The following is a 20,825-nucleotide window of genomic DNA, read 5'->3' on the forward strand; positions in this document are numbered from 1 at the left end:
GCGCACGGGTCAGGACACCCATTCCTTGACCCGGGCGACCGTTGCCGCGGGGTCGTCGGAGACCGGCGTGATGTTGAGGTCGGTGACGCCCGCCTCGCCGAACGCGGCGATGCGCTCCTTGACGTAGGACTCGGGGCCCACGAGGTTCGCCGCCTCGAGCCACTCGGCCGGGATCAGCGCCTCGGCCTCCTTCTTCTTGCCCGAGAGGTAGAGGTCCTGGATCTCCTCGGCCTCCTGCTCGTAGCCGTAGGCGCGGGCGACGTCGTTGTAGAAGTTCTTGCCCTTGGCGCCCATGCCGCCGACGTAGAGGGCGAAGATCGGTCGCGCGAGGTCGAGCAGCGCCTTGGTCTCCGGGCCCTCGCCGATGGCGACCATCCCGCCCGCCATCACCCGCAGCGGGGCGAGGCCCTCCTGCCGCTCGGCGTTGCCTGCGGCGAGCGCGTCGCCCCAGACGAGGTGCGACTTCTCGGGGTGGAAGAGGTGGGGGATCCAGCCGTCGGCGATCTGCGCGGTCTGCTCGACGTTCCTGGGCCCGAGGGCGGCGATCCAGATGGGGATGGTGTCGCGCTCCGGCCGCGTCAGCAGCTTGAGCGGCTTGCCGAGCCCGGTGACGGCGCCGTCGTCCTTGGTCAGCGGCAGGTGGAACTCGCCGTCGGCGGTGAGCGGCTCGCGCCGGAGGCCGCTGCGGATGATCTCGACGACCTCGGCCGTGCGGGCCATCGGTCGGCGGTAGGGCACCCCGTGGAAGCCTTCGATCACCTGCGGTCCGCTGACCCCGATGCCGAGGATCGCGCGCCCGCCGCTGACGTTGTCGAGCCCGGCCGCCGTCTGGAGCAGGGCGCCGGGCGTGCGCGAGTAGATGTTGAGGATCCCGGAGCCGATCTGCACCGTCTCGGTCTTCGCCGCGAGGTAGCCCATGAGCGTGGGGGAGTCGAAGCCGTAGGCCTCCGCGACCCACACGCTGTCGAGACCGGCCTTCTCCAGCGCGACCACCTGGTCGGCCGCGGTGCGGGGGTTGCCGTCGTACATCAGCAGGGTCGCGAGGCGCATACCGCAATCGTGACAGTGGAACTGTCACGATGGCAAGGTCGATACTCGGGCATGGGCCTCATCACTGACGTACGGGTGCGCCAGCCCGCCCGGCACGACCTCGTCGCACGCACGTTCCTCGTCGCCGGTGTCGGCAACGGGTTCGAGGGCACCATCGGCATCCGGGTGCTCGATCCCCGCGGCCGGGTGCTGGCCGAGGACTTCGCGCAGTCGGAGGGCGGGATGGCCGGCGTCGGCGCCTTCTCGGCACGGGTCACCGTGGCGAGTCCGCCGCGAGACGGCACCCGCCTGACGGTGCAGGTCTTCGGCGACAACCCGGGCCTGCCCGACGAGGGGCCCAGTCCGGGGTTCCACACCCGGGAGGTCGAGGTCGTGATGTTCGCCGACCTCCGCGGCTGGCTGCTCTACCGCGTGGAGACCGGCGACACGCTGACCTCGATCGTGCGGAAGCTGCGCGACTTCACGCGTACGACGGTCGCGCAGGTGGTCGCGGCCAACCCCGCGATCACCGACCCCGACGCGATCCGCGTCGGCCAGCGGCTGCGGATCCCCCAGAAGGACTGACGAGGCTTGTCACCGAACCGTGATCGCGGAAGATCCGAGCCACCAGGTGACTCGGATCTTCCACGATCAGCGTTCGGGTCGAGAGGACGTCAGCTGGGCAGGCCCGTGATCCTGGCGGCGATGCCCTCGAGGACGTTGGACGGGCGCTGCTCCTCGCCCGCCTGGGCGCTGACGACGACCAGGGCGCCGGTGAGGACCGGGACCGCCCACTGGAGCAGCTTGAGCTGACGCTGCGCGGCGGCCACGTCGGCGGGGGTGGTGCTGGCCGGCTCCGTGCCCGACTCGGCGGGCACGGCGGTCTCGGCCGAGACACGCTTGCCGAGGACGCGGCTGTAGGCGGTGACGCCGAGGGCGGCCGCGGTGAGGCCGGTCTTGATCAGCACGGTGCGGGTGGCGCCCTTCTGGGCCTTCGCACGACCGGCGTCGCTGCCGAGCATGCCGATGCTGCCGATGACGTGGGCAGCGATGGCCGCGGCGTTGACCGGGGTCCAGCGGTCCCAGCCGACGTTGGCCACGGCCCCGACGCGGCCGGGGGAGCCCGCCTCGGCGGCAGCGTGGTTGAGGGCCGTCGCGTTGGCGAGCGTGCCGCCGAACCAGGCCGCCAGGCCGACGTCGTGGAGCGAGCGGGACAGGGTGTTCGTGGACATGGGTCCTCCGGGGGTGGACGGGTCGGTGCGGAACTCGGTTCGTACCCGCCACCCCTCGATCCATGCCCGGCGCACCACCCGGAGGGGGGCCACCCCCGTGGGGCTCACCGACCGAGGTCGGGCACCACCTCGGCGCCCGGCAGGTCGACGAGCAGCCGACCCGGCAGGAGCAGCTTGGAGCGTCGCACGCCGCTGCCGAGGACGACGACGGGCTCGTCGAGGAGCGCCTCGTGCACCAGCACCCGCCAACCCTCCGGCAGCCCCACCGGCGTGATCCCGCCGTGCTCCATGCCGGTCTCGGCGACCGCCCGGTCCATCGGCAGGAACGACGCCTTGCGGACGTCGAGCAGCTTGCGCACCAGCGTGTTGACGTCCGCGCGGGTGTCGGCGCGGACCACGCAGGCGGCGACCCGCTCCTCGCCCGCCCGCGCCCCGGCGACGACCACGCAGTTGCCGCTGGCGGTCATCGCGACGTCGTACGCCTCGCTCATCGCGGCCGTGTCGGCGAGGTCCGGGTCGATCTCCACGACGGCGACCTCCGCCGCCCCCGGCCACGCCGCCAGCGCCGCCGCGACGGGTGCCGCCAGCAGGTCGGGCCGCTCGGTGGCGGGCAGGCTGGTGAGGGCGGACAGGGAGGGGAGCGTCACGCGGTCATCATGCGCCATTCACCTCGGGGTCATCGCACGGCAGCACGGGGCCCCCACGCTGGGCCCATGACGGTGACCCGCGAGGCGCCCCTCGACCGGCCGGTCGAGGCGGCCCCGTCGTCGGCCGCGTCGCTCGTGCTCACGCCGGCCGTGGTCGCCCACCGGGGCGCGAGCGGGCACCGGCCCGAGCACACTCTCGAGGCCTACCGCACCGCCATCCGCATGGGGGTCGACGACATCGAGCTCGACCTGGTCGCCACCCGCGACGGCGTCCTCGTCGCCCGCCACGACCTCGAGCTCAGCGCCACCACCGACGTCGCCGACCGTCCCGAGCTGGCCCACCTGCGCCGCACCCTCACCGTCGACGGCGAGGTGCAGCACGGCTGGTTCGTGCAGGACCTGACCCTGGCGCAGCTCAAGACGCTGGCCGCCCGCGAGCGGATGCCGCTCACCCGGCCGGGCAACACGGCCTACGACGGCGCGGAGGGCGTGCCCACGCTCAACGAGGTGCTGGCGATGGTCGGCGCGGAGTCGGCCCGCCGCGGCCGCACGGTCGGGGTGCTGCTCGAGCTCAAGCACGCCACCCACCACGACCTCGCCGGGCTGCCGCTGGACACCCCGCTGCTGCGCGACCTGGCCCGCCACGGCCTCGACCACCCGTGGGCGCGGGTGGGCATCATGTCGTTCGAGACGACGGTCCTGCGCCGGCTGGCCGGGCGCACGCGGCTGCCGATCATCCAGCTGGTGGAGCCGTCGTCGTGCCGTCCCGCCGACCTGGTGGCGGCGGGGGACCCGCGCACCTACGGCGACCTGCTCACCCCCGACGGCCTGGCGTGGATCGACGACTACGCGGACGGCATCGGGCCGCACAAGTCGATGGTGCTGCCGTGCGACGCCGGTGGTGCGATCGGCGCCCCGTCGACCTTGGTTCGCGACGCGCACCGCCACGGGCTCACCGTGCACGTGTGGACGGTGCGTGCAGAGAATCGCTTCCTGCCGAGCAACCTGCGCCGGGGCGCGGCTCCCGACGCCCCGGGCGACATGGGCGCCGAGGTCCGGGCGCTGCTCGCCGCGGGTGTCGACGGCGTGATCACCGACCACCCCGAGGCCGCTCTCGCGGCGCTCCGCGAGAGCGTCGCGCCGCGCTCGCACCGGCGTACGCTCGGCGCCTGACGCTCACCTGCGTGAGGGCCACACGGTCGCGGCGAGGCCTGCGGCCCCGGCAGCGATCCACGGGATCGGCATCAGCCAGCGCATCTCGCCGGTGTCGACCACGTCGCCCTGGACCAGCGCCCAGACCAGCACCATCCCGGCGAAGGCGACGCCCATGACGAGGTGGGCGATGTTGACCGGGTGCCGGCCGGACGGCTTCTCGGGAGCGTCGAGGGGACCGACCATCGGCTCGTCGTAGCCGTAGATGTCGGCGTCGTAGCTGTTCTCGCTCATGACTGCTTCGTTCCTCTGCGTCAGGCCGCTTCGCGGACGATGATCTCGCCGCCGAGCAGGTCGATGGTGATGGACATGTCGGGCACCTGGTCGCCGCCGTCGAGGAAGGCGTCGAGGGTGATGTCGAAGCCGTCCTGGCGCTGGTCGAAGACCCGGACGTCGCCGCCCACGACCTGCGCCCGCACGTCGACGTCCACGCCCTCGGGCACGATCACCTCGACCCGGCCGCCGACGCCGTCGACGGTGATGTCGCGTCCGTCGAGCTCGTCGACGTCGGACACGTCGGACATGTCCAGGACGAGCTCGCCGCCGCCGAACTCGTAGCTGTCCTGCACCGCGGCGGCGCTGACGGGGGTGTAGAGGCGGTCCTCGTCCTCGACGGTGCTGCCGATGGTCGCCGCGGCCGTGGCCAGGGCGGCCACCAGGCCGAGGGCGATGAGGCCGCCCGCGCGGCCCCAGAAGGAGCCGACCAGCAGCATCGCGGCGATGATGCCGAGGGCGAGCGCCGGGTAGGCGCTGTCGGTGACGTCCACCCCGGCCAGGTCGACCACGCCGAGGACCCCCTCGGCGAGCGCGACCAGGGCGAGGGTGAAGAAGAAGAGGATGGGTCCGCGCCGGCGCGGGTTGCGGAACTGTCGGGGCCCGCGCGGGCGGGCGTACTGCTCCCACTGCGGCTCGGTGCCGGGCCCCGCTGAGTACGGGTCGGCGTACGGGTCGGCGTACGGATCGGCGTACGGGTCGGCGTACGGGTCGACGGAGGTGTCGTCGGTGGCACCGGGGGGAGTGGCGTAGGTCGGTGCCGCGTAGCCGTACCCGCTGCGCGAGCCGCCCCTGTCCTTGCGGTGCAGGAACCACACGACCAGCGCCGCGATGATCGCCAGCGGCCAGGGGAACCAGAACGCGCCGGCCCAGTCGCCCACGGCGCACAGCACGGCGAGCACGCCGACGCCGCCGAGGGCGAGCGTGCGGCTGCGCGGGTCGAGGCCGAGCGGCTCGTCGTCGGTGCCCTCCTCGGGCACCAGGATCCAGGCGCCGACGTAGGCCAGGAGGCCTGCGCCGCCGAAGAAGACCGCCACCACGAGGGCGACCCGCACGATGACGGCGTCGACGTCGAGGTGCCGGGCGAGGCCGCCGGCGACGCCGGCGATGTGCCGGTCAGTGACGCTGCGGCGCAGCCGGCCCAGGTCCTTCATCTCCTCGCGGCTGACGCGGGGACCGGAGGGCCGGCCCGGCCCGCCGGGAGGCGGGGTGGGGTGCTCGGTGGTGGGGCTTGCTTCGTCCATGGCTCAACTCTCGTCGGCGGGGGCGGGTCGCACCATCGGGGACAGCCCTGATTCGCGGCCCCGATCCCGCGCGCCACCCCCGGGGACGACTCAGGGTCGGCTCGGGGTCGGTCCTCGGGTCGATCCTCATGGTCGCGCACGCGCGTGCCTGCGACGATGGAGCCACGATGACCCACACCTACCCCGTCCGGCCCGGCGCTCCCCGCCGTGCCTACCGCGACATGACCGCGCCGCTCGCCGGCGGGGTCGCGTCCGGCCTGGCCGAGCACCTGGCCCTGCCCGTGCTGTGGGTGCGGGGGTTCTTCGTGGCCACCGCCTTCCTCGGCGGGTTCGGCCTGATGCTCTACGCCGGCCTGTGGGTGTTCCTGCCCGCCGACCAGCGCTTCGAGCACAGTGCGCCGGGGCTGGAGAGCGCCACCCGCACCGGCAAGCGCCCGGGTCGCCGCTCGCGCCTGCGCGACGCCGGTCCGGCCATCGCGCTGGGTGCGCTGTTCTTCGGGGTGGTCCTCGGCGTCGAGCAGATCTTCGGCCAGGGCGTGCTGTTCTGGCCGGTCGTGCTCGGCATCGCCGGCATCGGCCTGCTGTGGCGGCAGGCCGACGAGGCCCAGCGCGAGCGGTGGATGGACTCCTCCGGTCGCATCGACCCGTTCCGGGCAATCTTCGGCAGCGGCGGCTGGGCCGCCTACGGCCGCATCGGTGCGGGGCTCGGGCTGATCGTGACCGCCCTCATCGTCTTCGCCGTCGCCGCCGGCCAGGCGACCTTCGCCGTGCCGGTGCTGGTGGCCGGGCTGCTGGGCCTGCTGGGGCTCGCGATCGTCGTCGGTCCCTGGGCGATGCGGCTCATCGACGACCTCAGCGCCGAGCGGGCCGAGCGCGTGCGGACCCAGGAGCGGGCCGACATGGCCGCGCACCTGCACGACTCGGTCCTCCAGACGCTCGCGTTGATCCAGAAGAACTCGCACGACTCGACGGCGGTCGCCCGGCTGGCGCGCTCGCAGGAGCGCGACCTGCGCCAGTGGCTGTTCGAGGCGGAGACCGCCGACGCCACCACCCTCGCCGGCGCGCTCAAGGAGATGGCCGCCGAGGTGGAGACGCAGCACAACGTCGTCGTGGACGTCGTGACCGTCGGCGACTGCCCCCTCGGCGACGAGCTCCGGCCGGTGGTCCACGCCGCCCGGGAGGCCGTGGTCAACGTCGCCAAGCACGCCGGCACCCAGCGCGCCGACGTCTACGCCGAGACCTCGCCGTCCGCGGTGGACGTCTTCGTCCGCGACCGCGGCACCGGCTTCGACGTCGACGGCGTCGCCGGCGACCGGCACGGGGTCCGCAGCAGCATCGTCGACCGGATGTCGCGCCACGGCGGGCGGGCGGACGTACGCTCGGCCCCCGGCGAGGGCACCGAGGTGCGGCTGCACATGCCGCGCGACCGCGCGCACGCCCAGACCGAGACCCACCCCCAGACCCACCCCCAGGACGAGGAGAACCGATGAACCAGGCCAGCCCAGGTGGAGCCGTGCGCGTCGTCCTCGTCGACGACCACGCGATGTTCCGCGCCGGCGTCCGCGCCGAGCTGGCCGCGACGGGCGCGGGGGTCGTCGAGGTCGTCGGCGAGGCCGCCGACGCCGACGCCGCGGTCGCCGTCGTGCGCGACCTCCGCCCGCAGGTCGTGCTCCTCGACGTGCACCTGCCCGGCGGCGGCGGGGTCGAGGTGATGCGGCGCCAGCCCTCGCCCGACACCTGCTACCTCGCGCTGTCGGTCTCGGACGCGGCCGAGGACGTCATCGGCACCATCCGCGGCGGCGCCCGCGGCTACGTCACCAAGACGATCACCGGTCCGGAGCTCGTCGACGCGATCACCCGGGTGGCGGGCGGCGACGCGGTGTTCTCACCCCGGCTGGCCGGCTTCGTGCTCGACGCCTTCGCCGGCTCGATCGACGTCGCGGCCGTCGACGAGGACCTCGACCGGCTCACCGAGCGCGAGCGCGAGGTGATGCGCCTCATCGCCCGCGGCTACGCCTACAAGGAGGTGGCCAAGGAGCTCTACATCTCGGTGAAGACGGTGGAGACCCACATGTCCTCGGTGCTCCGCAAGCTGCAGCTCTCCAGCCGCCACGAGCTGACCAAGTGGGCCTCGGACCGCCGCCTCCTCTGATCGCCGCACGACGCCCGTCGGGGTGGTGACGATTGACAGAACGGCGCCGACGCGGTGGGGTCGGAGGATTCCCCTTCCCCACTCGGAAATGGAGGCGCCCGTGGCCGACTCCGCCACCATCCCCCGTCCCGACGAGGACGACAGTGAGCTCAAGCGCTCCATCACCGGCCGCCTCCTCTTCTTCTACACGCTCGGCGACGTGCTCGGCTCGGGCATCTACGTCCTCATCGGACTGGTCGCCGCAGCCGTCGGCGGCGCGTTCTGGATCGCCTTCGCCCTCGGCGTGACCATCGCGGCGATCACCGGGTCGGCCTACGCCGAGCTGGTGACGAAGTACCCCCAGGCCGCCGGCGCCTCCCTCTACGTCAACAAGGCCTTCGGCAACCGGCCGCTCACCTTCCTGATCACCGTGTCGTTCCTCGCCGCGAGCATGGCGGCGTCGGGCTCGCTCGCCGTCGGCTTCGCGTCCTACTTCGAGACCCTGTGGTCCGGTCCGCCCGCCCTGCTCATCTCGCTGGTCTTCGTGGCGCTGCTGGTGGTCGTGAACTTCATCGGCATCACCGAGTCGGTGTGGATGAACATGCTGATGACCTTCGTCGAGGTCGCCGGCCTGCTCATCGTGCTGGTCATCGCGGTCGTCCACATCGCCGAGGGCAACGCCGACTTCGGCGTGCTCACCGAGATCGACACCTCGGGCGACTACGGCAGCCCGGCCCTGGCCGTGCTCGCCGGCATCTCGTTCTCCTTCTTCGCCATGACCGGCTTCGAGAACACGGCCAACGTCGCCGAGGAGACCATCGACCCCTACAAGGCCTTCCCGCGCTCGCTGGTCGGCGGCATGGTCGTGGCCGGCCTGGTCTACGTCCTGGTGTCGATGGCTGCCGCCCTGACGGTGCCGACCGAGACGCTGGCCACCTCGGACGCCGCGCTGCTCGAGGTCGTCAAGGCAGGCATCCTGCCGATCTCGACCGACTTCATGACCACGCTGTTCTCCATCATCGCCCTCGTCGCGATCACCAACACCACGCTGGTCACGATCGTCACCCAGCCGCGCGTCCTCTACGGCATGGCCCGCGAGGACGTGGTGCCCGCCGTCTTCGCCAAGATCCACCCGGTCCGCCGCAGTCCCTGGGTCGGCCTGATCTTCTCCGGTGCCGTGGTGGCGTCGCTGCTCGTCATCGGCACCCTCGTCACCGAGGCCGGTGGCGGCATCGACCTCGTCGGGCGCCTCGCCACCGTCACCGTCGTGCTCCTCCTGGCCATCTACGCGATCGTGATCGTGGCGTGCCTCAAGCTGCGTGGGCGCGACGAGGACCACCCGTTCTTCCGGGCCAACACGCCGCTGCTCTTCGTCGGCCTGGTCGGCAACCTCGCGATCCTCTACTTCACGATCTACGACGACCCGCACTCGCTGATCTGGTGCGCGGGCCTGCTCGGCGTCGGGTTCGTGCTCTTCCTCGCCGAGTACTTCTTCGGCAGCAAGGGCACCGGCTCGTCGACTCCGCCACTCGACCAGGAGGTCTGACATGCACGTCATCGTCGCCACGGACGGATCGCGGCAGTCGCTCGCCGCGGCCAAGCACCTCAAGTCCTTCGCGGACCCGGGGAAGGTCACCGACATCTCCGTGGTGGCGGTGATCCGCCCGCTGGCCTCGGTCGCGTTCGCCGACGACCTGTCCGAGGAGAACAAGTGGCCGGCCGGCTCGTTCCGCGACGCCGCCGAGAGCGCGGTCGCGACGATCGCGAAGGTCTTCGACGGTTGGGGACCCAAGGTCCACAAGCGCATCCGGAGCGGCTCCGCGGCCAACGAGATCATCAAGGCCGCCAAGCAGTACGACGCCGGCCTGGTCGTGGTCGCCGCCGGTGGCCGCGGGCTGAGCGACGCGGTCCTGCTGGGCAGCACCGCGCAGCGCGTGCAGCACTACGCACCCTGCCCGGTGCTCGTCGTGCGCCCCGCTCCCCGCAAGCCGCGCAAGCGCTGAGCCGCCTAGGGTGTCCGCATGGAGACCCTGCGGCTGGTGCTGCTCCTCGTCCACGTCCTCGGCTTCGCCGCGTTGCTCGGCGGCCTCCTGGTGCAGGTGCGCGAGCCGCACAAGGTCGTCAACCCGCCGATGCGCGACGGAGCCGGTACGGCGTTCCTGGCCGGGCTGCTGCTCGTCGGCGTGCTCGAGGCGGGCGACACGGACGTGGACCACGCCAAGATCGGCGTGAAGTTCGGCATCGGCCTGGTCATCCTGGTCCTGGTGATGGTCAACATGCGCAAGCCGCGCATCCCGCAGGGGCTCTACCTCGGTCTGCTCGTGCTGACGGTCGCCAACATCGCGGTCGCCATCTTCTGGTCGCCCGTGCACACCTGAGGTCGGCGACCGGGGCTGTCCCACCCGCCGCCTAGGCTGGGGACGACATGAGCCCCACCGACACCTCCCTCGATCAGGCCGCGACGGACCACCCCCTCCTCGAGGGCCTCAACGAGCCCCAGCGTGCGGCCGTGACGCACGCCGGCGCGCCCCTGCTCGTCGTCGCCGGCGCCGGCTCGGGCAAGACCCGGGTGCTGACGCGTCGGATCGCCTGGCTCATCGACGAGCGCAAGGCCCACCCGGGCTCGATCCTGGCGATCACCTTCACCAACAAGGCCGCGGCCGAGATGAAGGAGCGGGTCGAGGACCTCGTCGGCCGGCGCGCCCGGATCATGTGGGTCTCGACGTTCCACTCCTCGTGCGTGCGCATCCTGCGCAAGGAGATCGACCGGGTCGGTTTCAAGTCCAACTTCTCGATCTACGACGCCGCGGACTCCAAGCGGCTGATGACGCTCGTGCTGCGCGACCTCGAGCTCGACCCCAAGCGCTACCAGCCCAACGCCGTGCTGCACTGGGTCTCGGACCAGAAGAACGAGCTGCGCGACGCCGAGGACGCCGCCAAGGAGGCCCGCAACTCGTTCGAGGAGGCCTACGCCTCGGCCTACACCCACTACCAGCGCCGCCTGCGCGAGGCCAACGCCCTCGACTTCGACGACCTCATCATGACGACGGTGCACCTGCTCCAGGCGTTCCCCGACGTGCGCGAGAACTACCGCCGCCGGTTCCGCCACGTCCTCGTCGACGAGTACCAGGACACCAACCACGCGCAGTACAGCCTCATCCAGCAGCTGTGCGGGCAGTCCTTCGAGGAGACCGGGACGGCCGACGCCGAGGAAGCAGGCGAGCGGGTCGGCCCGAGCGAGCTGATGGTCGTCGGCGACGCCGACCAGTCGATCTACGCCTTCCGCGGGGCCGACATCCGCAACATCCTCGACTTCGAGCAGGACTTCCCCGACGCGTCGACCATCCTCCTCGAGCAGAACTACCGCTCCACGCAGACGATCCTGACCGCCGCGAACTCGGTCATCGGCAACAACCGCGGGCGCAAGCCCAAGCGGCTGTGGACCGACGCGGGCGACGGCGAGCGGATCGTCGGCTACGTCTCCGACGACGAGCACGACGAGGCGCGCTTCGTCAGCGAGGAGATCGACAAGCTCGTCGACGACGCCGGGGTCCGGCCCGCCGACGTCGCGGTGTTCTACCGCACCAACGCCCAGTCCCGGGTGTTCGAGGAGGTGTTCATCCGCACGGGCCAGCCCTACAAGGTCGTGGGTGGGGTGCGCTTCTACGAGCGCCGCGAGGTCCGCGACGCCCTGGCCTACCTGCGCATGCTGGTCAACACCGCCGACGAGATCTCGCTGCGACGGGTGCTCAACACCCCCAAGCGCGGCATCGGCGACCGGGCCGAGGCCTGCATCGCCGCCCTCGCCGAGCGGGACCGGACCACCTTCTGGGAGGCGCTCACCCGCGCCGCCGACGCGCCGGGCCTGGCGACCCGCAGCCTCAAGAACATCGAGGCGTTCGTCGCGATGGTGCAGGAGATCCAGTCGATGGTCGAGGCCGACGAGCGCCCCGACGTCATCCTCGAGTCCGTCCTGGAGCGCTCGGGCTACCTCAGCGAGCTCGAGGCGAGCGACGACCCCCAGGACGCCACCCGGGTGGAGAACCTCGCCGAGCTCGTCGCGGTCGCCCGCGAGTTCGCCGAGGACCCGCAGCCGGGTCCGAGCGCCGACCCTGCCGACATCGAGGCCGGGACCGTGGCGGTCGGCCTCGGTGACTTCCTCGAGCGAGTGGCCCTCGTGGCCGACGCCGACCAGATCCCCGACTCGCCCGACGGCGACGACTCCGGGGTCGTGACGCTGATGACGCTGCACACCGCGAAGGGGCTCGAGTTCCCCGTCGTCTTCCTCACCGGGCTGGAGGACGGCGTCTTCCCCCACCAGCGCTCGCTCGGTGACCAGCCCGAGCTGGAGGAGGAGCGCCGCCTCGCCTACGTCGGCCTCACCCGGGCCCAGCAGCGGCTCTACGTCTCCCGGGCGCTGGTCAGGTCGGCCTGGGGAGCGCCCAGCCACAACCCGGCCAGCCGCTTCCTCGACGAGCTGCCGGTCGACCTCGTCGACTGGCGCCGCACGGCCGTCGAGCAGACGCGCTGGGGGCGACCCGACCTCACCGGCGGCTCGACGCGCCTCGGCACGCCGACCGACGCCGGCCGGCGCAACTTCTCCTCAGCGGCGATGCGCGCCGACGTCGCCGCCAAGTCCAAGCCGGCCCGGCCGATCCCGAGCCTCGAGCCGGGCGACCGGGTCGTGCACGACTCGTTCGGCATGGGCACGGTCGTGGCGGTCGACGGCGTCGCGGAAAAGTCGGTCGCCTCGATCGACTTCGGCTCCGAGGGCGTCAAGCGCCTGCTGCTGCGCTACGCGCCGGTGGAGAAGCTCTAGCGGCGGGCTCCCGCCGGTCGGGACCGATGCTCGGCGTACGTCATGGGTGCTGGTCGCCGGGGCGACCGTCGGCGATGACGCTGCTGCCGTACGTCATGGGTGCTGGTCGCCGGGGCGACCGCCGGCCATGACGCTGTCGTACGTCATGGCCCGGCCTCGGTCACGGAACGATGCCGTGCTCGACGAAGGCCTGGAACGGGTCGACGGGGTCGCCGCCGCCGGGCCGCACCTCGAGGTGGAGGTGGGAGCCGGTCACGTTGCCGGTGGTGCCGACGGTGCCGATGACCTCGCCGCCGTTGACGCGGTCGCCGACCGAGACGTAGGTCGACGTCTGGTGGCAGAACCAGATCTCGGTGCCGTCGTCGAGGGTGATGACCGTCTTGTTGCCGTAGGCCCCGTCGTAGCCGGTCTCGGTGACCGTGCCGTTGGCGACCGCGATGATCGGGTCACCGCTGTTGGCGTTGAAGTCCAGGCCGGTGTGGTAGCTGGCCCAGAGGCCGTACTGCCCGAACGTCGCGGTGATGCCGTAGCTCTCGAGGGGGAGAACCCACTTGTTCTCCTTGATCTTCGCCGCCTGCTGCTCGGCGGCCCGGCGCATCTCCTCGAGCTTGGCCGCACGCTCGGCCATCTGCTTCTCGGCCAGGGCGAGGAGCTCGGGATCGGTCTCCTCGCCGGCCTCGCGGGTGGCGCTGCGGCTCGCGATGGCACCGCGGCGCGCGAGCGCCTGGCCGCTGATCGAGCCGACGGCGCCGCTGGCCTCGAGGGAGGAGCCCGTGGGGGTCAGGTTCGAGACGCCGGCACCGGACGCGGTGACGGCTCCACCGGCGGAGATGGCCAGGACGGCGACACCTGCCACGAGGGGCAGGGAAGGCAGGCTGCGGACCGCCGAGCGGCGGGGCGGCGTCGATGCGCGCCGCTTGCCGGTCACGGGTGCAGCCGGTGCCGAGGTGCGACGCTTGGGAGCGCGCTCCGCTCGGTGGTTGCCCATAGGGGTATTTACCAATCTGCCGGGTCAGGGGGGTCGGGTCGGCAAGACCGCGCACGACTGTAACGGAAAGATCACGGGAAAGTGCAACCCTCGACCAAATCGGTGGAGGTACCCGCCTCACCGGCCGCTATGCGGACGCCCGAGCAGCCGCCGGCTCGGCCGCCCGATCAGACGCGGGCCGCCTGGTAGCGCTCCAGCGCCTCCGCGCGCTCCGCGGCGTGGTCGACGATCCGGGGCGGGTAGCCGTGCTCGTAGCCGACGTCGGACTTCCACGGCTCGTGCGCGGCCTTGCCGGGCAGGTGCGCGAGCTCGGGGACCCAGCGGCGTACGTAGTCGCCCTGCGGGTCGAACTTGAGGCCCTGCGTCACGGGGTTGAAGACCCGGAAGTAGGGCGAGGCGTCCGTGCCGGTGCCGGCCACCCACTGCCAGCCGTGGTTGTTGGACGCCACGTCGCCGTCGATCAGCAGGTCGAGGAAGTGGCGCGCCCCGACCCCCCACCACACGTGGAGGTCCTTGGTGAGGAACGAGGCGGTGATCATCCGCAGCCGGTTGTGCATCCAGCCCACCTGCATCATCTGGCGCATCCCCGCGTCCACGATGGGATAGCCGGTCGTGCCGCTCTTCCACGCCTCGATCGCGTCGACCGGGTCGTCGTAGCGCATCCCGCGCAGCGCCGGCTTGAGGTCGGCCCAGGCGGAGGCGGGGTGGTGCCACAGCACGTCGGCGTAGAACTCGCGCCAGGCGATCTCGTTGGCGTACGTCGAGCGGGTGTCCATCTCGGCCAGCAGGGACCGCGGGTGCAGGACCCCGAGGTGGAGGTAGGGCGACAGGCGCGACGTGCCGTCGTGGTCGGGCCGGTTGCGCTCGGTCTTGTAGTGGCGCAGGCCGTCGTCGCGGAAGGCGCGCCACCGGCGCCACGCGGCGTCCTCGCCGGCCCCGGGCAGGTCGAGCGGTGCGTCGACCACGGCCTGCTCGAGGAGGCGGACCGCCTTCGGGTCCGAGTCGGCCGGCACGAGGTCGGGGGACCGGGGCGCGGCCGCGGGCTCGGGCCACCCGCGCTCGCGCCAGGCCCGCGCGTAGGCGCTGAAGACCTGGTAGGGCCCGCCGCTGCCGTTGCGCACCAGGCCGGGCCCGACGGCGTACGGCGAGCCGGTGGGCACGAGCTCGACGCGTCCGCCGACCGCGTCGTCGCGGCGGCGGCCGTAGGGCGTGGTCTCGGCCGAGACGTGCACGCGGCGTCCGTCCGCGAGCCGCGGCACGACCTCGCGCGGGTCGCCGTGGTGGATGGCGAGCGGGATGCGCTCGGCGAGCGAGAGGACGTTGGCGGCGAGCCAGGCGCGGCGCGCGGCCCCGGCGCCGTCCCAGACGGCCGGGTCGACGACGAACAGCGCCGCCGCCGGCCCCTCGTCGAGCGCCGCGAGGAGCGCGGGGTTGTCGCGCAGCCGCAGGTCGCGCCGGAACCACATCACCGAGGTGCTCGAGGTGGACATGTCCTCCAACGTAGCCGGACGGTGTGCTCCGACGGTGACGACCACCACGCGCACCCGACCTCGTGCGACCCACCGGACAGGACTAGGGTGCCGAGAGGAAATCCCGCGCACTGTTGCAGACGAAAAGGACTGGGTACGCCGTGGATCTGATGGAGTTTCAGGCGAAGGAGCTCTTCGCCAAGCATGGAGTGGTGACCACCCTGGGTGTCGTCGCCGAGACCCCGGAGGCCGCCCGAGCAGCCGCCGAGGAGATGGGCGGGGTCACGGTCGTCAAGGCGCAGGTCAAGGCCGGCGGCCGCGGCAAGGCCGGTGGCGTGAAGATCGCCAAGACCGCCGACGAGGCCGAGTCCTACGCCCGCGACATCATCGGGATGGAGATCAAGGGCCTGCGCGTCAACCGCGTCCTGGTCACCCCGGCGACGCCGCCGGTGGAGGAGTACTACTTCTCCTTCCTGCTCGACCGCTCCAACCGCTCGCACCTGTGCATCGCATCGGTCGAGGGCGGCGTGGAGATCGAGGAGGTCGCCAAGACCAACCCCGACGCCGTGAAGCAGATCCGCATCGACGCCCTCGAGGGCGTCACGCCGGAGAAGGCCGCCGCGATCGTCGACGAGGCGAAGTTCCCCGCCGAGCTGCGCGACCAGGCCATCGAGATGGTCCAGAAGCTGTGGCAGGTCTACGTCGAGGAGGACGCCACCCTCGTCGAGGTCAACCCGCTCGCCCGCCTCGAAGGCGACAAGCTCGAGGCGCTGGACGGCAAGGTCTCCCTCGACGACAACGCCTCGGAGGTCCGCCACCCCGACCACGAGCAGTTCGAGATCCGCGAGGAGGCCGACCCCCTCGAGGCGAAGGCCAAGGACAAGGGCCTCAACTACGTCAAGCTCGACGGCCAGGTCGGCATCATCGGCAACGGCGCGGGGCTCGTGATGAGCACCCTCGACGTCGTCGCCTACGCCGGTGAGGCCCACGGCGGCGTGAAGCCCGCCAACTTCCTCGACATCGGCGGCGGCGCCAACGCCCAGGTGATGGCCGACGGCCTCGACGTGATCCTCAACGACGAGCAGGTCAAGAGCGTCTTCGTCAACGTCTTCGGCGGCATCACGGCGTGCGACGAGGTCGCCAACGGCATCAAGGGTGCCCTGGAGATCCTCGGCGACAGCGCCACCAAGCCGCTCGTCGTGCGCCTCGACGGCAACAACGTCGACAAGGGCCGCGCGATCCTCGACGAGCTCAACCACCCGCTGGTCACCCAGGTCGACACGATGGACGGCGCGGCCGACAAGGCCGCCGAGCTCGCCCACCAGGCCTGAGAGAGAGAACTGAACCGATGAGCATCTACCTCAACAAGGACAGCAAGATCATCGTCCAGGGCATGACGGGCGGCATGGGTGCCAAGCACACCACGCTGATGGTCGAGTCCGGCGCCAACATCGTCGGCGGCGTCAACGCACGCAAGGCCGGCACCACCGTCGAGCTCGGCGGCAAGGAGCTCCCCGTCTACGGCTCGGTCGCCGAGGCGATGAAGGAGACCGGCGCCGACGTGTCCGTCGCCTTCGTCCCGCCGGCGTTCACCAAGGACGCCTGCATCGAGGCCATCGACGCCGAGATCCCGCTCCTGGTCGTCATCACCGAGGGCGTGCCGGTGCTCGACACCGCCGAGGTCGTGCAGTACCTCGAGGGCAAGTCCACCCGCATGATCGGCCCGAACTGCCCGGGCATCATCACGCCGGAGGAGTCGCTGGCCGGCATCACCCCGCACACGATCGCGGGCAAGGGCCCCGTCGGCCTGGTCTCCAAGTCGGGCACGCTGACCTACCAGATGATGTTCGAGCTCAAGGACTTCGGCTTCACGACCGCCATCGGCATCGGCGGCGACCCGATCATCGGCACCACCCACATCGACGCGCTCGAGGCCTTCGAGAACGACCCGGAGACCAAGGCGATCGTGATGATCGGCGAGATCGGCGGCGACGCCGAGGAGCGCGCGGCGGCCTACATCAAGGAGCACGTCACCAAGCCGGTCGTCGGTTACGTGGCCGGGTTCACCGCCCCCGAGGGCAAGACCATGGGCCACGCCGGCGCCATCGTGTCCGGCTCCTCGGGCACCGCGCAGGCCAAGAAGGAGGCCCTCGAGGCGGCCGGAGTCAAGGTCGGCAAGACGCCGTCCGAGACCGCGGCCCTGATGCGCGAGGTCCTTCAGAACCTCTGATCGGCACCCGCGCCCGGGCGATCCGGACGGCTCCCCTCCAGACGGCTCCGCAGGTCATCCTGCGGGGCCGTCCGGCCGTCGTGGCGGACCTCGTGCCGGGTCGGCCGCCTCGCCTCCCAGAGCACGCGCCAGACGACGTGGGCGCCGAGCAGACGGACCGGCGCCACCGGAGAGACGCGCCGTGGCGACGGGAGGGTCGGGCAGGCCGAGCTGGCCAGCGTCGAAGGAATGGACATGTCTAGCACCCCGTTTTCGTGAACACACACATCGCTGGGACGATCCTTCCGGTGGTCTCGGTGACCTCGTCGGCCTGGCTGCCCAGCGATGCAAGCGACCCCTCACCGTACGTGGTGACCATCACTCGTGCCGAGCCCACACGCGTGACCTGGAAGACCGAGCTGCCCAGGCCGTCGCTGTAGGTCAGGCCCACCGTGACCGTGTCGTGCCCCGTGTCCCGGTCGAGCACCGTCCACACCTGGTTGCGGACCGTGCGGCAGTCGGAGGCGGCCGCGCGCAGCACGTCCATCGCGCCGACGGCCAGCTGGGCGTCCTCGTGGACGACCAGCTCGCGGCCCTCGAAGTACTCCGGGCCCGATGCTCCGGTGACCAGGCGGCGGACGCCACCGGGGGTGGCCGGCTGTGGCCACACGACGCGACCGCACATCTCCACCTCGCCCATCCCGTCCCCGTCGGGCGAGGGGGCGGACACGGTGGTGTCGCCGCCGTCCGCGGGGAGCCCGACGTCGAGGGGGAAGTCCTCGGGGACGGCAGAGGGCTCCTGGGTCGGCTCCTGGGTCGGCTCCGTCGGCTCCGTCGGCTGCTGGGTCGGCTGCTGGGCCGTCGTGTCGTCGTCGAACATGCGCAGCGCGGCGGTGGCCTCCCGGAGGGGCGCGACGGTCGAGGCGACGCCCTCCTCGAGCTCGTCCGCCGTCCACTGGCCGTAGGTCGAGGTGACGAGCAGCGCCGCCCCGGCCGGCAGGACGTGGACGACGGTGGCGCCGTCCCCCGGCTCGCCACCGATGGTCCAGGTCTGCACGAGGGTGGAGGCGGGTGCCGGGCCGAACGGCGACGCGCGCACCTCGGTGAGCGTCTCGGTGTCGCCCGCCCGATCGGGCGTCTCGCACGCCGACGCCAGGTCGCTGATCGTCGTGGCCAGCCGGCCGGCCTCGTCGGCGCTGCCGAGGAGCACCAGCTCCCGGGTGTCGGCCGACTCGCCGCCGCTGTTGTCGGCGACCATCCGGTCCCGGAGTCCCAGGCCGCGCAGCGGCGTGCTGTGGCACAGCGTCAGGTCGCGGAGGCCGGTGCCGCTGCGCGACGTCGCGATGCGGTCGCCCGGTCCGCCCATCCCGCTGGCCAGCGGGAAGTCGTCCGGGATCTCGGTGCGGGCGGGCTGCCCCGACGAGTCCGCGGCGCTGCCACCCGAGGAGGCGGAGGCGTCCGGCGACCGGTCACCGCAGGAGGACAGCGCCAGCGCGCCGGCCAGCGCCCACGCCAGGGCCGGCACGGCTCCCGTCCGGGGGTGCAGGCGTCGCGTCATGCCCGGTATGACCACGGCGGCGGCCGAAAGGTTGCGCCGGGATCGCCCCGGATCCCACACCGGGTCGCGCAGGGCTCAGGAGCTGAGCGTGGCCAGGCGCTCGAGGACCCGCCGCGACAGCGCGACGAAGTCGGTCCGCGACATCGTCATGTCGCGGTCGGGGGCGAAGCCGAGCTGCGACACCGCGGTGCCGTCGCGCACGATCGCCATCAGGAACGGGAACGACTGCCGGTCGTTGAGCTCGATCGTCAACGACCAGACGCTGAGGTCGGTGGCCCGGGACGAGGTGGACGCCAGCTGGGTGACGGTGGTGCCGAGATTGGCCCGGCCGCAGTCGCGGATGCGGCTGCGCACCTGCTCGACGAAGTCGCGGGCCCGGGCCGCCTCCATGGCCCCGACCGTCTGGGTGAGGCCGAGCTGCGAGGCGTTGGGGGTCTCGGGGAAGAGGAAGGTCCGGGTCAGCGCCTTGCGGATGCCCTTGCCCTGGAAGCTCGTCCGGTCGCACCGGGTGGCGGCGTAGTTGGTCCGGGCCCGCTCGGGGTCGGTGCCCACCCACGGGCCGCGCACGGCCGAGACCGGCGGGAGGTCGACGACGGACAGCACGCCGGGCGGCGTACCGACGTCAAGCGGGCCGATGGCCCGGGCACGGGCGCGACCGGCGCAGGTGGCGGCGCCCTCGGAGCCGCACAGCCCGTTGACGGCGGCGGCCAGGCCGGTGGTCGCGGTCCGGTCGCTGACGGGCTTGCCCTGGCTGCGCACCACGTGGGTGACGACCATGCTGCCGGTGCGGGCCACGCCGACGGAGATGGTGGCCGGCTGCCTGCCCCACGTGCGGAGCCGGAACGTGCGGGCCTCGTCGCCGACGCGCTTGACCGTCCGGGTGGAGAGCAGCTGCGTGCGGGGATCGATGCAGCCGGCGTACCACATGGACGCCGTCTCGAAGCCCTGCTCGGCTCGCCGCTCGCCGCGCGACAGCTCGACCAGCTCGACGGCGGTCGACTCGATGCGGCTGACCTGCTCCTTGCGGGTGCGCTGCCGCTGGCCCCGGCCGACCTGCTTCTCCACGGTCCGGGTAGCCGAGCCGCGCCACGTGCGGGCGAGGGCGGTCACGGCGGCGGGGTCGGCGTAGCGCTCGCGCTGGCAGGGGGCGAGCAGCCCGTCGCCGCCGAGGTTGTCGGTGGTCGCGGTCTCGCGCCAGTCCAGGGCGGCGCCGTAGCGCTGCATCTGGTCGGGGGAGAGCAGTGCGTCCGCGCTGATGAGCTCCTCGCCGCCGGAGCTGGCGGACGGCGCGTGGACGGTGACGCCGGTGGTGGCCTTCTCCTCGCTCAGGCTGGTCGCCTCGGCACCCGCGCCCGTCGCGACGAGGGAGCCGGAGACCACGAGGGCGGCCGTCGCCACGGCGGCGCCGATCGCCGTGTGCGTACGACGCCGCGCGGCCCCGGCGCGCCGGATCACCGTGGCCCGGGGCCAGCGCGTCGACTCGAGGGGCGCCGCCAGGTCGTGGAGCAGCCGCGCGACCTCCGTCGTGGGGACGTCGCGGTTCAGGGAGAACTGGGCGGTCGCCGTCTGCAGCTCGCGCTCGGCGTCGGAGCGGGGCAGGCCCACCTCGCGGGAGATGTCGGAGAGGGAGAGCGTCGAGAGGCCGTTGAGCACGAGCAGCTCGCGCTGGCGTGCGGTGAGCTTGGAGAGCGCGTCGAGGGTGGCGCGCGCCTCGGCGTCGAGCGCCTTGTCGCGGTGCCAGATGCGGGCGGTGTGCCGGCGCCGGGCACGGCCCAGCGCGATCGGGCGGACGTAGCCGTCGCGGTCCTCGAGGGCCCCGACCTTGCGCCAGTGGTGCCACGCGACGACGAACGCGTCCCGCACGGCCGCGCGGGCCGCCGGCGCGTCCCCGGTCATCGCGTAGGCCTCGTGCAGGAGTCGGGTGCGTGTCTCGACGTAGTAGGCGTCGAACGTCTCGGGGCTCCTCATGACCGCTCCACGGTACGGGAGGGGCCCACGACGCGCACAACCCGAC

Annotated in this window: 19 protein-coding genes; 10 read left to right on the forward strand and 9 right to left on the reverse strand. The window is 72.4% G+C overall.

The genetic code is table 11. The features are described 5' to 3' along the window. Positions 1 to 9: 9 nt before the first annotated feature. Positions 10 to 1,050 carry an LLM class F420-dependent oxidoreductase gene (locus tag HN031_RS11935; RefSeq protein ID WP_172270147.1) on the reverse strand — a complete coding sequence of 347 codons (1,041 nt, stop codon included), beginning with the start codon at positions 1,048 to 1,050 and terminating at the stop codon, positions 10 to 12. Between the two features lie 51 nt (positions 1,051 to 1,101). On the opposite strand from HN031_RS11935, the gene HN031_RS11940 reads away from it, so the two are divergent. Next, on the forward strand, positions 1,102 to 1,614 hold the full coding sequence (locus HN031_RS11940; protein WP_172270149.1) for a Gmad2 immunoglobulin-like domain-containing protein: 513 nt from the start codon (positions 1,102 to 1,104) through the stop codon (positions 1,612 to 1,614). Positions 1,615 to 1,703: 89 nt separating this feature from the next. Here the strand turns inward: HN031_RS11940 and HN031_RS11945 are convergent, their stop codons facing one another. Continuing rightward, positions 1,704 to 2,261: a hypothetical protein gene (locus HN031_RS11945; protein WP_172270151.1), complete on the reverse strand. Its 558-nt coding sequence runs from the start codon at positions 2,259 to 2,261 to the stop codon at positions 1,704 to 1,706. A gap of 104 nt (positions 2,262 to 2,365) precedes the next feature. Continuing rightward, positions 2,366 to 2,908 carry a YbaK/EbsC family protein gene (locus HN031_RS11950; RefSeq protein WP_367650740.1) on the reverse strand — a complete coding sequence of 181 codons (543 nt, stop codon included), beginning with the start codon at positions 2,906 to 2,908 and terminating at the stop codon, positions 2,366 to 2,368. Between the two features lie 66 nt (positions 2,909 to 2,974). Between HN031_RS11950 and HN031_RS11955 the strand changes: the two genes are divergently transcribed. Continuing rightward, positions 2,975 to 4,081 (forward strand): glycerophosphodiester phosphodiesterase family protein, encoded by a 1,107-nt coding sequence (locus tag HN031_RS11955; protein ID WP_172270155.1) that lies wholly within the window; start codon positions 2,975 to 2,977, stop codon positions 4,079 to 4,081. A gap of 3 nt (positions 4,082 to 4,084) precedes the next feature. Here the strand turns inward: HN031_RS11955 and HN031_RS11960 are convergent, their stop codons facing one another. Together HN031_RS11960 and HN031_RS11965 are read right to left on the reverse strand one after the other, a co-directional pair. After that, the gene (locus tag HN031_RS11960; protein WP_172270157.1) at positions 4,085 to 4,354 is read right to left on the reverse strand and encodes a hypothetical protein; all 270 of its coding nucleotides are present in this window, start codon (positions 4,352 to 4,354) and stop codon (positions 4,085 to 4,087) included. Positions 4,355 to 4,374: 20 nt separating this feature from the next. Next, positions 4,375 to 5,637, reverse strand: a complete 1,263-nt coding sequence (locus tag HN031_RS11965) for a PspC domain-containing protein (RefSeq protein WP_172270159.1) — start codon at positions 5,635 to 5,637, stop codon at positions 4,375 to 4,377. A gap of 167 nt (positions 5,638 to 5,804) precedes the next feature. On the opposite strand from HN031_RS11965, the gene HN031_RS11970 reads away from it, so the two are divergent. From HN031_RS11970 to pcrA, 6 genes are all read left to right on the forward strand, one after another. Beyond that, positions 5,805 to 7,127, forward strand: coding sequence for an ATP-binding protein (locus tag HN031_RS11970; protein ID WP_172270161.1), 1,323 nt, complete (start codon positions 5,805 to 5,807; stop codon positions 7,125 to 7,127). Further along, entirely contained in the window at positions 7,124 to 7,789 is a 666-nt protein-coding gene (locus tag HN031_RS11975; RefSeq protein WP_172270163.1) for a response regulator transcription factor, read from the forward strand. The genes HN031_RS11970 and HN031_RS11975 overlap by 4 nt, the downstream gene beginning before the upstream one ends. A 100-nt stretch (positions 7,790 to 7,889) precedes the next feature. After that, entirely contained in the window at positions 7,890 to 9,314 is a 1,425-nt protein-coding gene (locus HN031_RS11980; protein WP_216652115.1) for an APC family permease, read from the forward strand. A gap of 1 nt (position 9,315) precedes the next feature. Further along, positions 9,316 to 9,771, forward strand: a complete 456-nt coding sequence (locus tag HN031_RS11985) for a universal stress protein (protein WP_172270167.1) — start codon at positions 9,316 to 9,318, stop codon at positions 9,769 to 9,771. 18 nt (positions 9,772 to 9,789) lie between these two features. After that, positions 9,790 to 10,146 (forward strand): hypothetical protein, encoded by a 357-nt coding sequence (locus HN031_RS11990; protein WP_172270169.1) that lies wholly within the window; start codon positions 9,790 to 9,792, stop codon positions 10,144 to 10,146. 47 nt (positions 10,147 to 10,193) lie between these two features. Next, a complete protein-coding gene (gene pcrA, locus HN031_RS11995; RefSeq protein ID WP_172270170.1) occupies positions 10,194 to 12,587 on the forward strand; it encodes a DNA helicase PcrA in 2,394 nt (797 codons plus the stop codon). Positions 12,588 to 12,747: 160 nt separating this feature from the next. Here the strand turns inward: pcrA and HN031_RS22330 are convergent, their stop codons facing one another. Beyond that, on the reverse strand, positions 12,748 to 13,443 hold the full coding sequence (locus HN031_RS22330; protein WP_216652116.1) for a M23 family metallopeptidase: 696 nt from the start codon (positions 13,441 to 13,443) through the stop codon (positions 12,748 to 12,750). Between the two features lie 299 nt (positions 13,444 to 13,742). Then, the gene (locus HN031_RS12005) at positions 13,743 to 15,065 is read right to left on the reverse strand and encodes a deoxyribodipyrimidine photo-lyase (RefSeq protein WP_172270172.1); all 1,323 of its coding nucleotides are present in this window, start codon (positions 15,063 to 15,065) and stop codon (positions 13,743 to 13,745) included. 140 nt (positions 15,066 to 15,205) lie between these two features. Here HN031_RS12005 and sucC point away from each other — a divergent pair, with 140 nt between their 5' ends. Both sucC and sucD read left to right on the forward strand, forming a co-directional pair. Beyond that, positions 15,206 to 16,375, forward strand: a complete 1,170-nt coding sequence (sucC, locus tag HN031_RS12010; protein WP_172270173.1) for an ADP-forming succinate--CoA ligase subunit beta — start codon at positions 15,206 to 15,208, stop codon at positions 16,373 to 16,375. A 17-nt stretch (positions 16,376 to 16,392) separates the two neighbouring features. Continuing rightward, positions 16,393 to 17,274, forward strand: a complete 882-nt coding sequence (gene sucD, locus HN031_RS12015) for a succinate--CoA ligase subunit alpha (protein WP_172270174.1) — start codon at positions 16,393 to 16,395, stop codon at positions 17,272 to 17,274. A 238-nt stretch (positions 17,275 to 17,512) separates the two neighbouring features. Here the strand turns inward: sucD and HN031_RS12020 are convergent, their stop codons facing one another. Together HN031_RS12020 and HN031_RS12025 are read right to left on the reverse strand one after the other, a co-directional pair. Continuing rightward, positions 17,513 to 18,811: a hypothetical protein gene (locus HN031_RS12020; protein WP_172270175.1), complete on the reverse strand. Its 1,299-nt coding sequence runs from the start codon at positions 18,809 to 18,811 to the stop codon at positions 17,513 to 17,515. A gap of 75 nt (positions 18,812 to 18,886) precedes the next feature. After that, entirely contained in the window at positions 18,887 to 20,779 is a 1,893-nt protein-coding gene (locus tag HN031_RS12025; protein ID WP_172270176.1) for a hypothetical protein, read from the reverse strand. Between the last annotated feature and the right edge of the window lie 46 nt (positions 20,780 to 20,825).

Origin of the sequence: Nocardioides sp. zg-1308, from assembly GCF_013155375.1 — a bacterium.
Taxonomy (GTDB): Bacteria; Actinomycetota; Actinomycetes; order Propionibacteriales; family Nocardioidaceae; genus Nocardioides; species Nocardioides renjunii.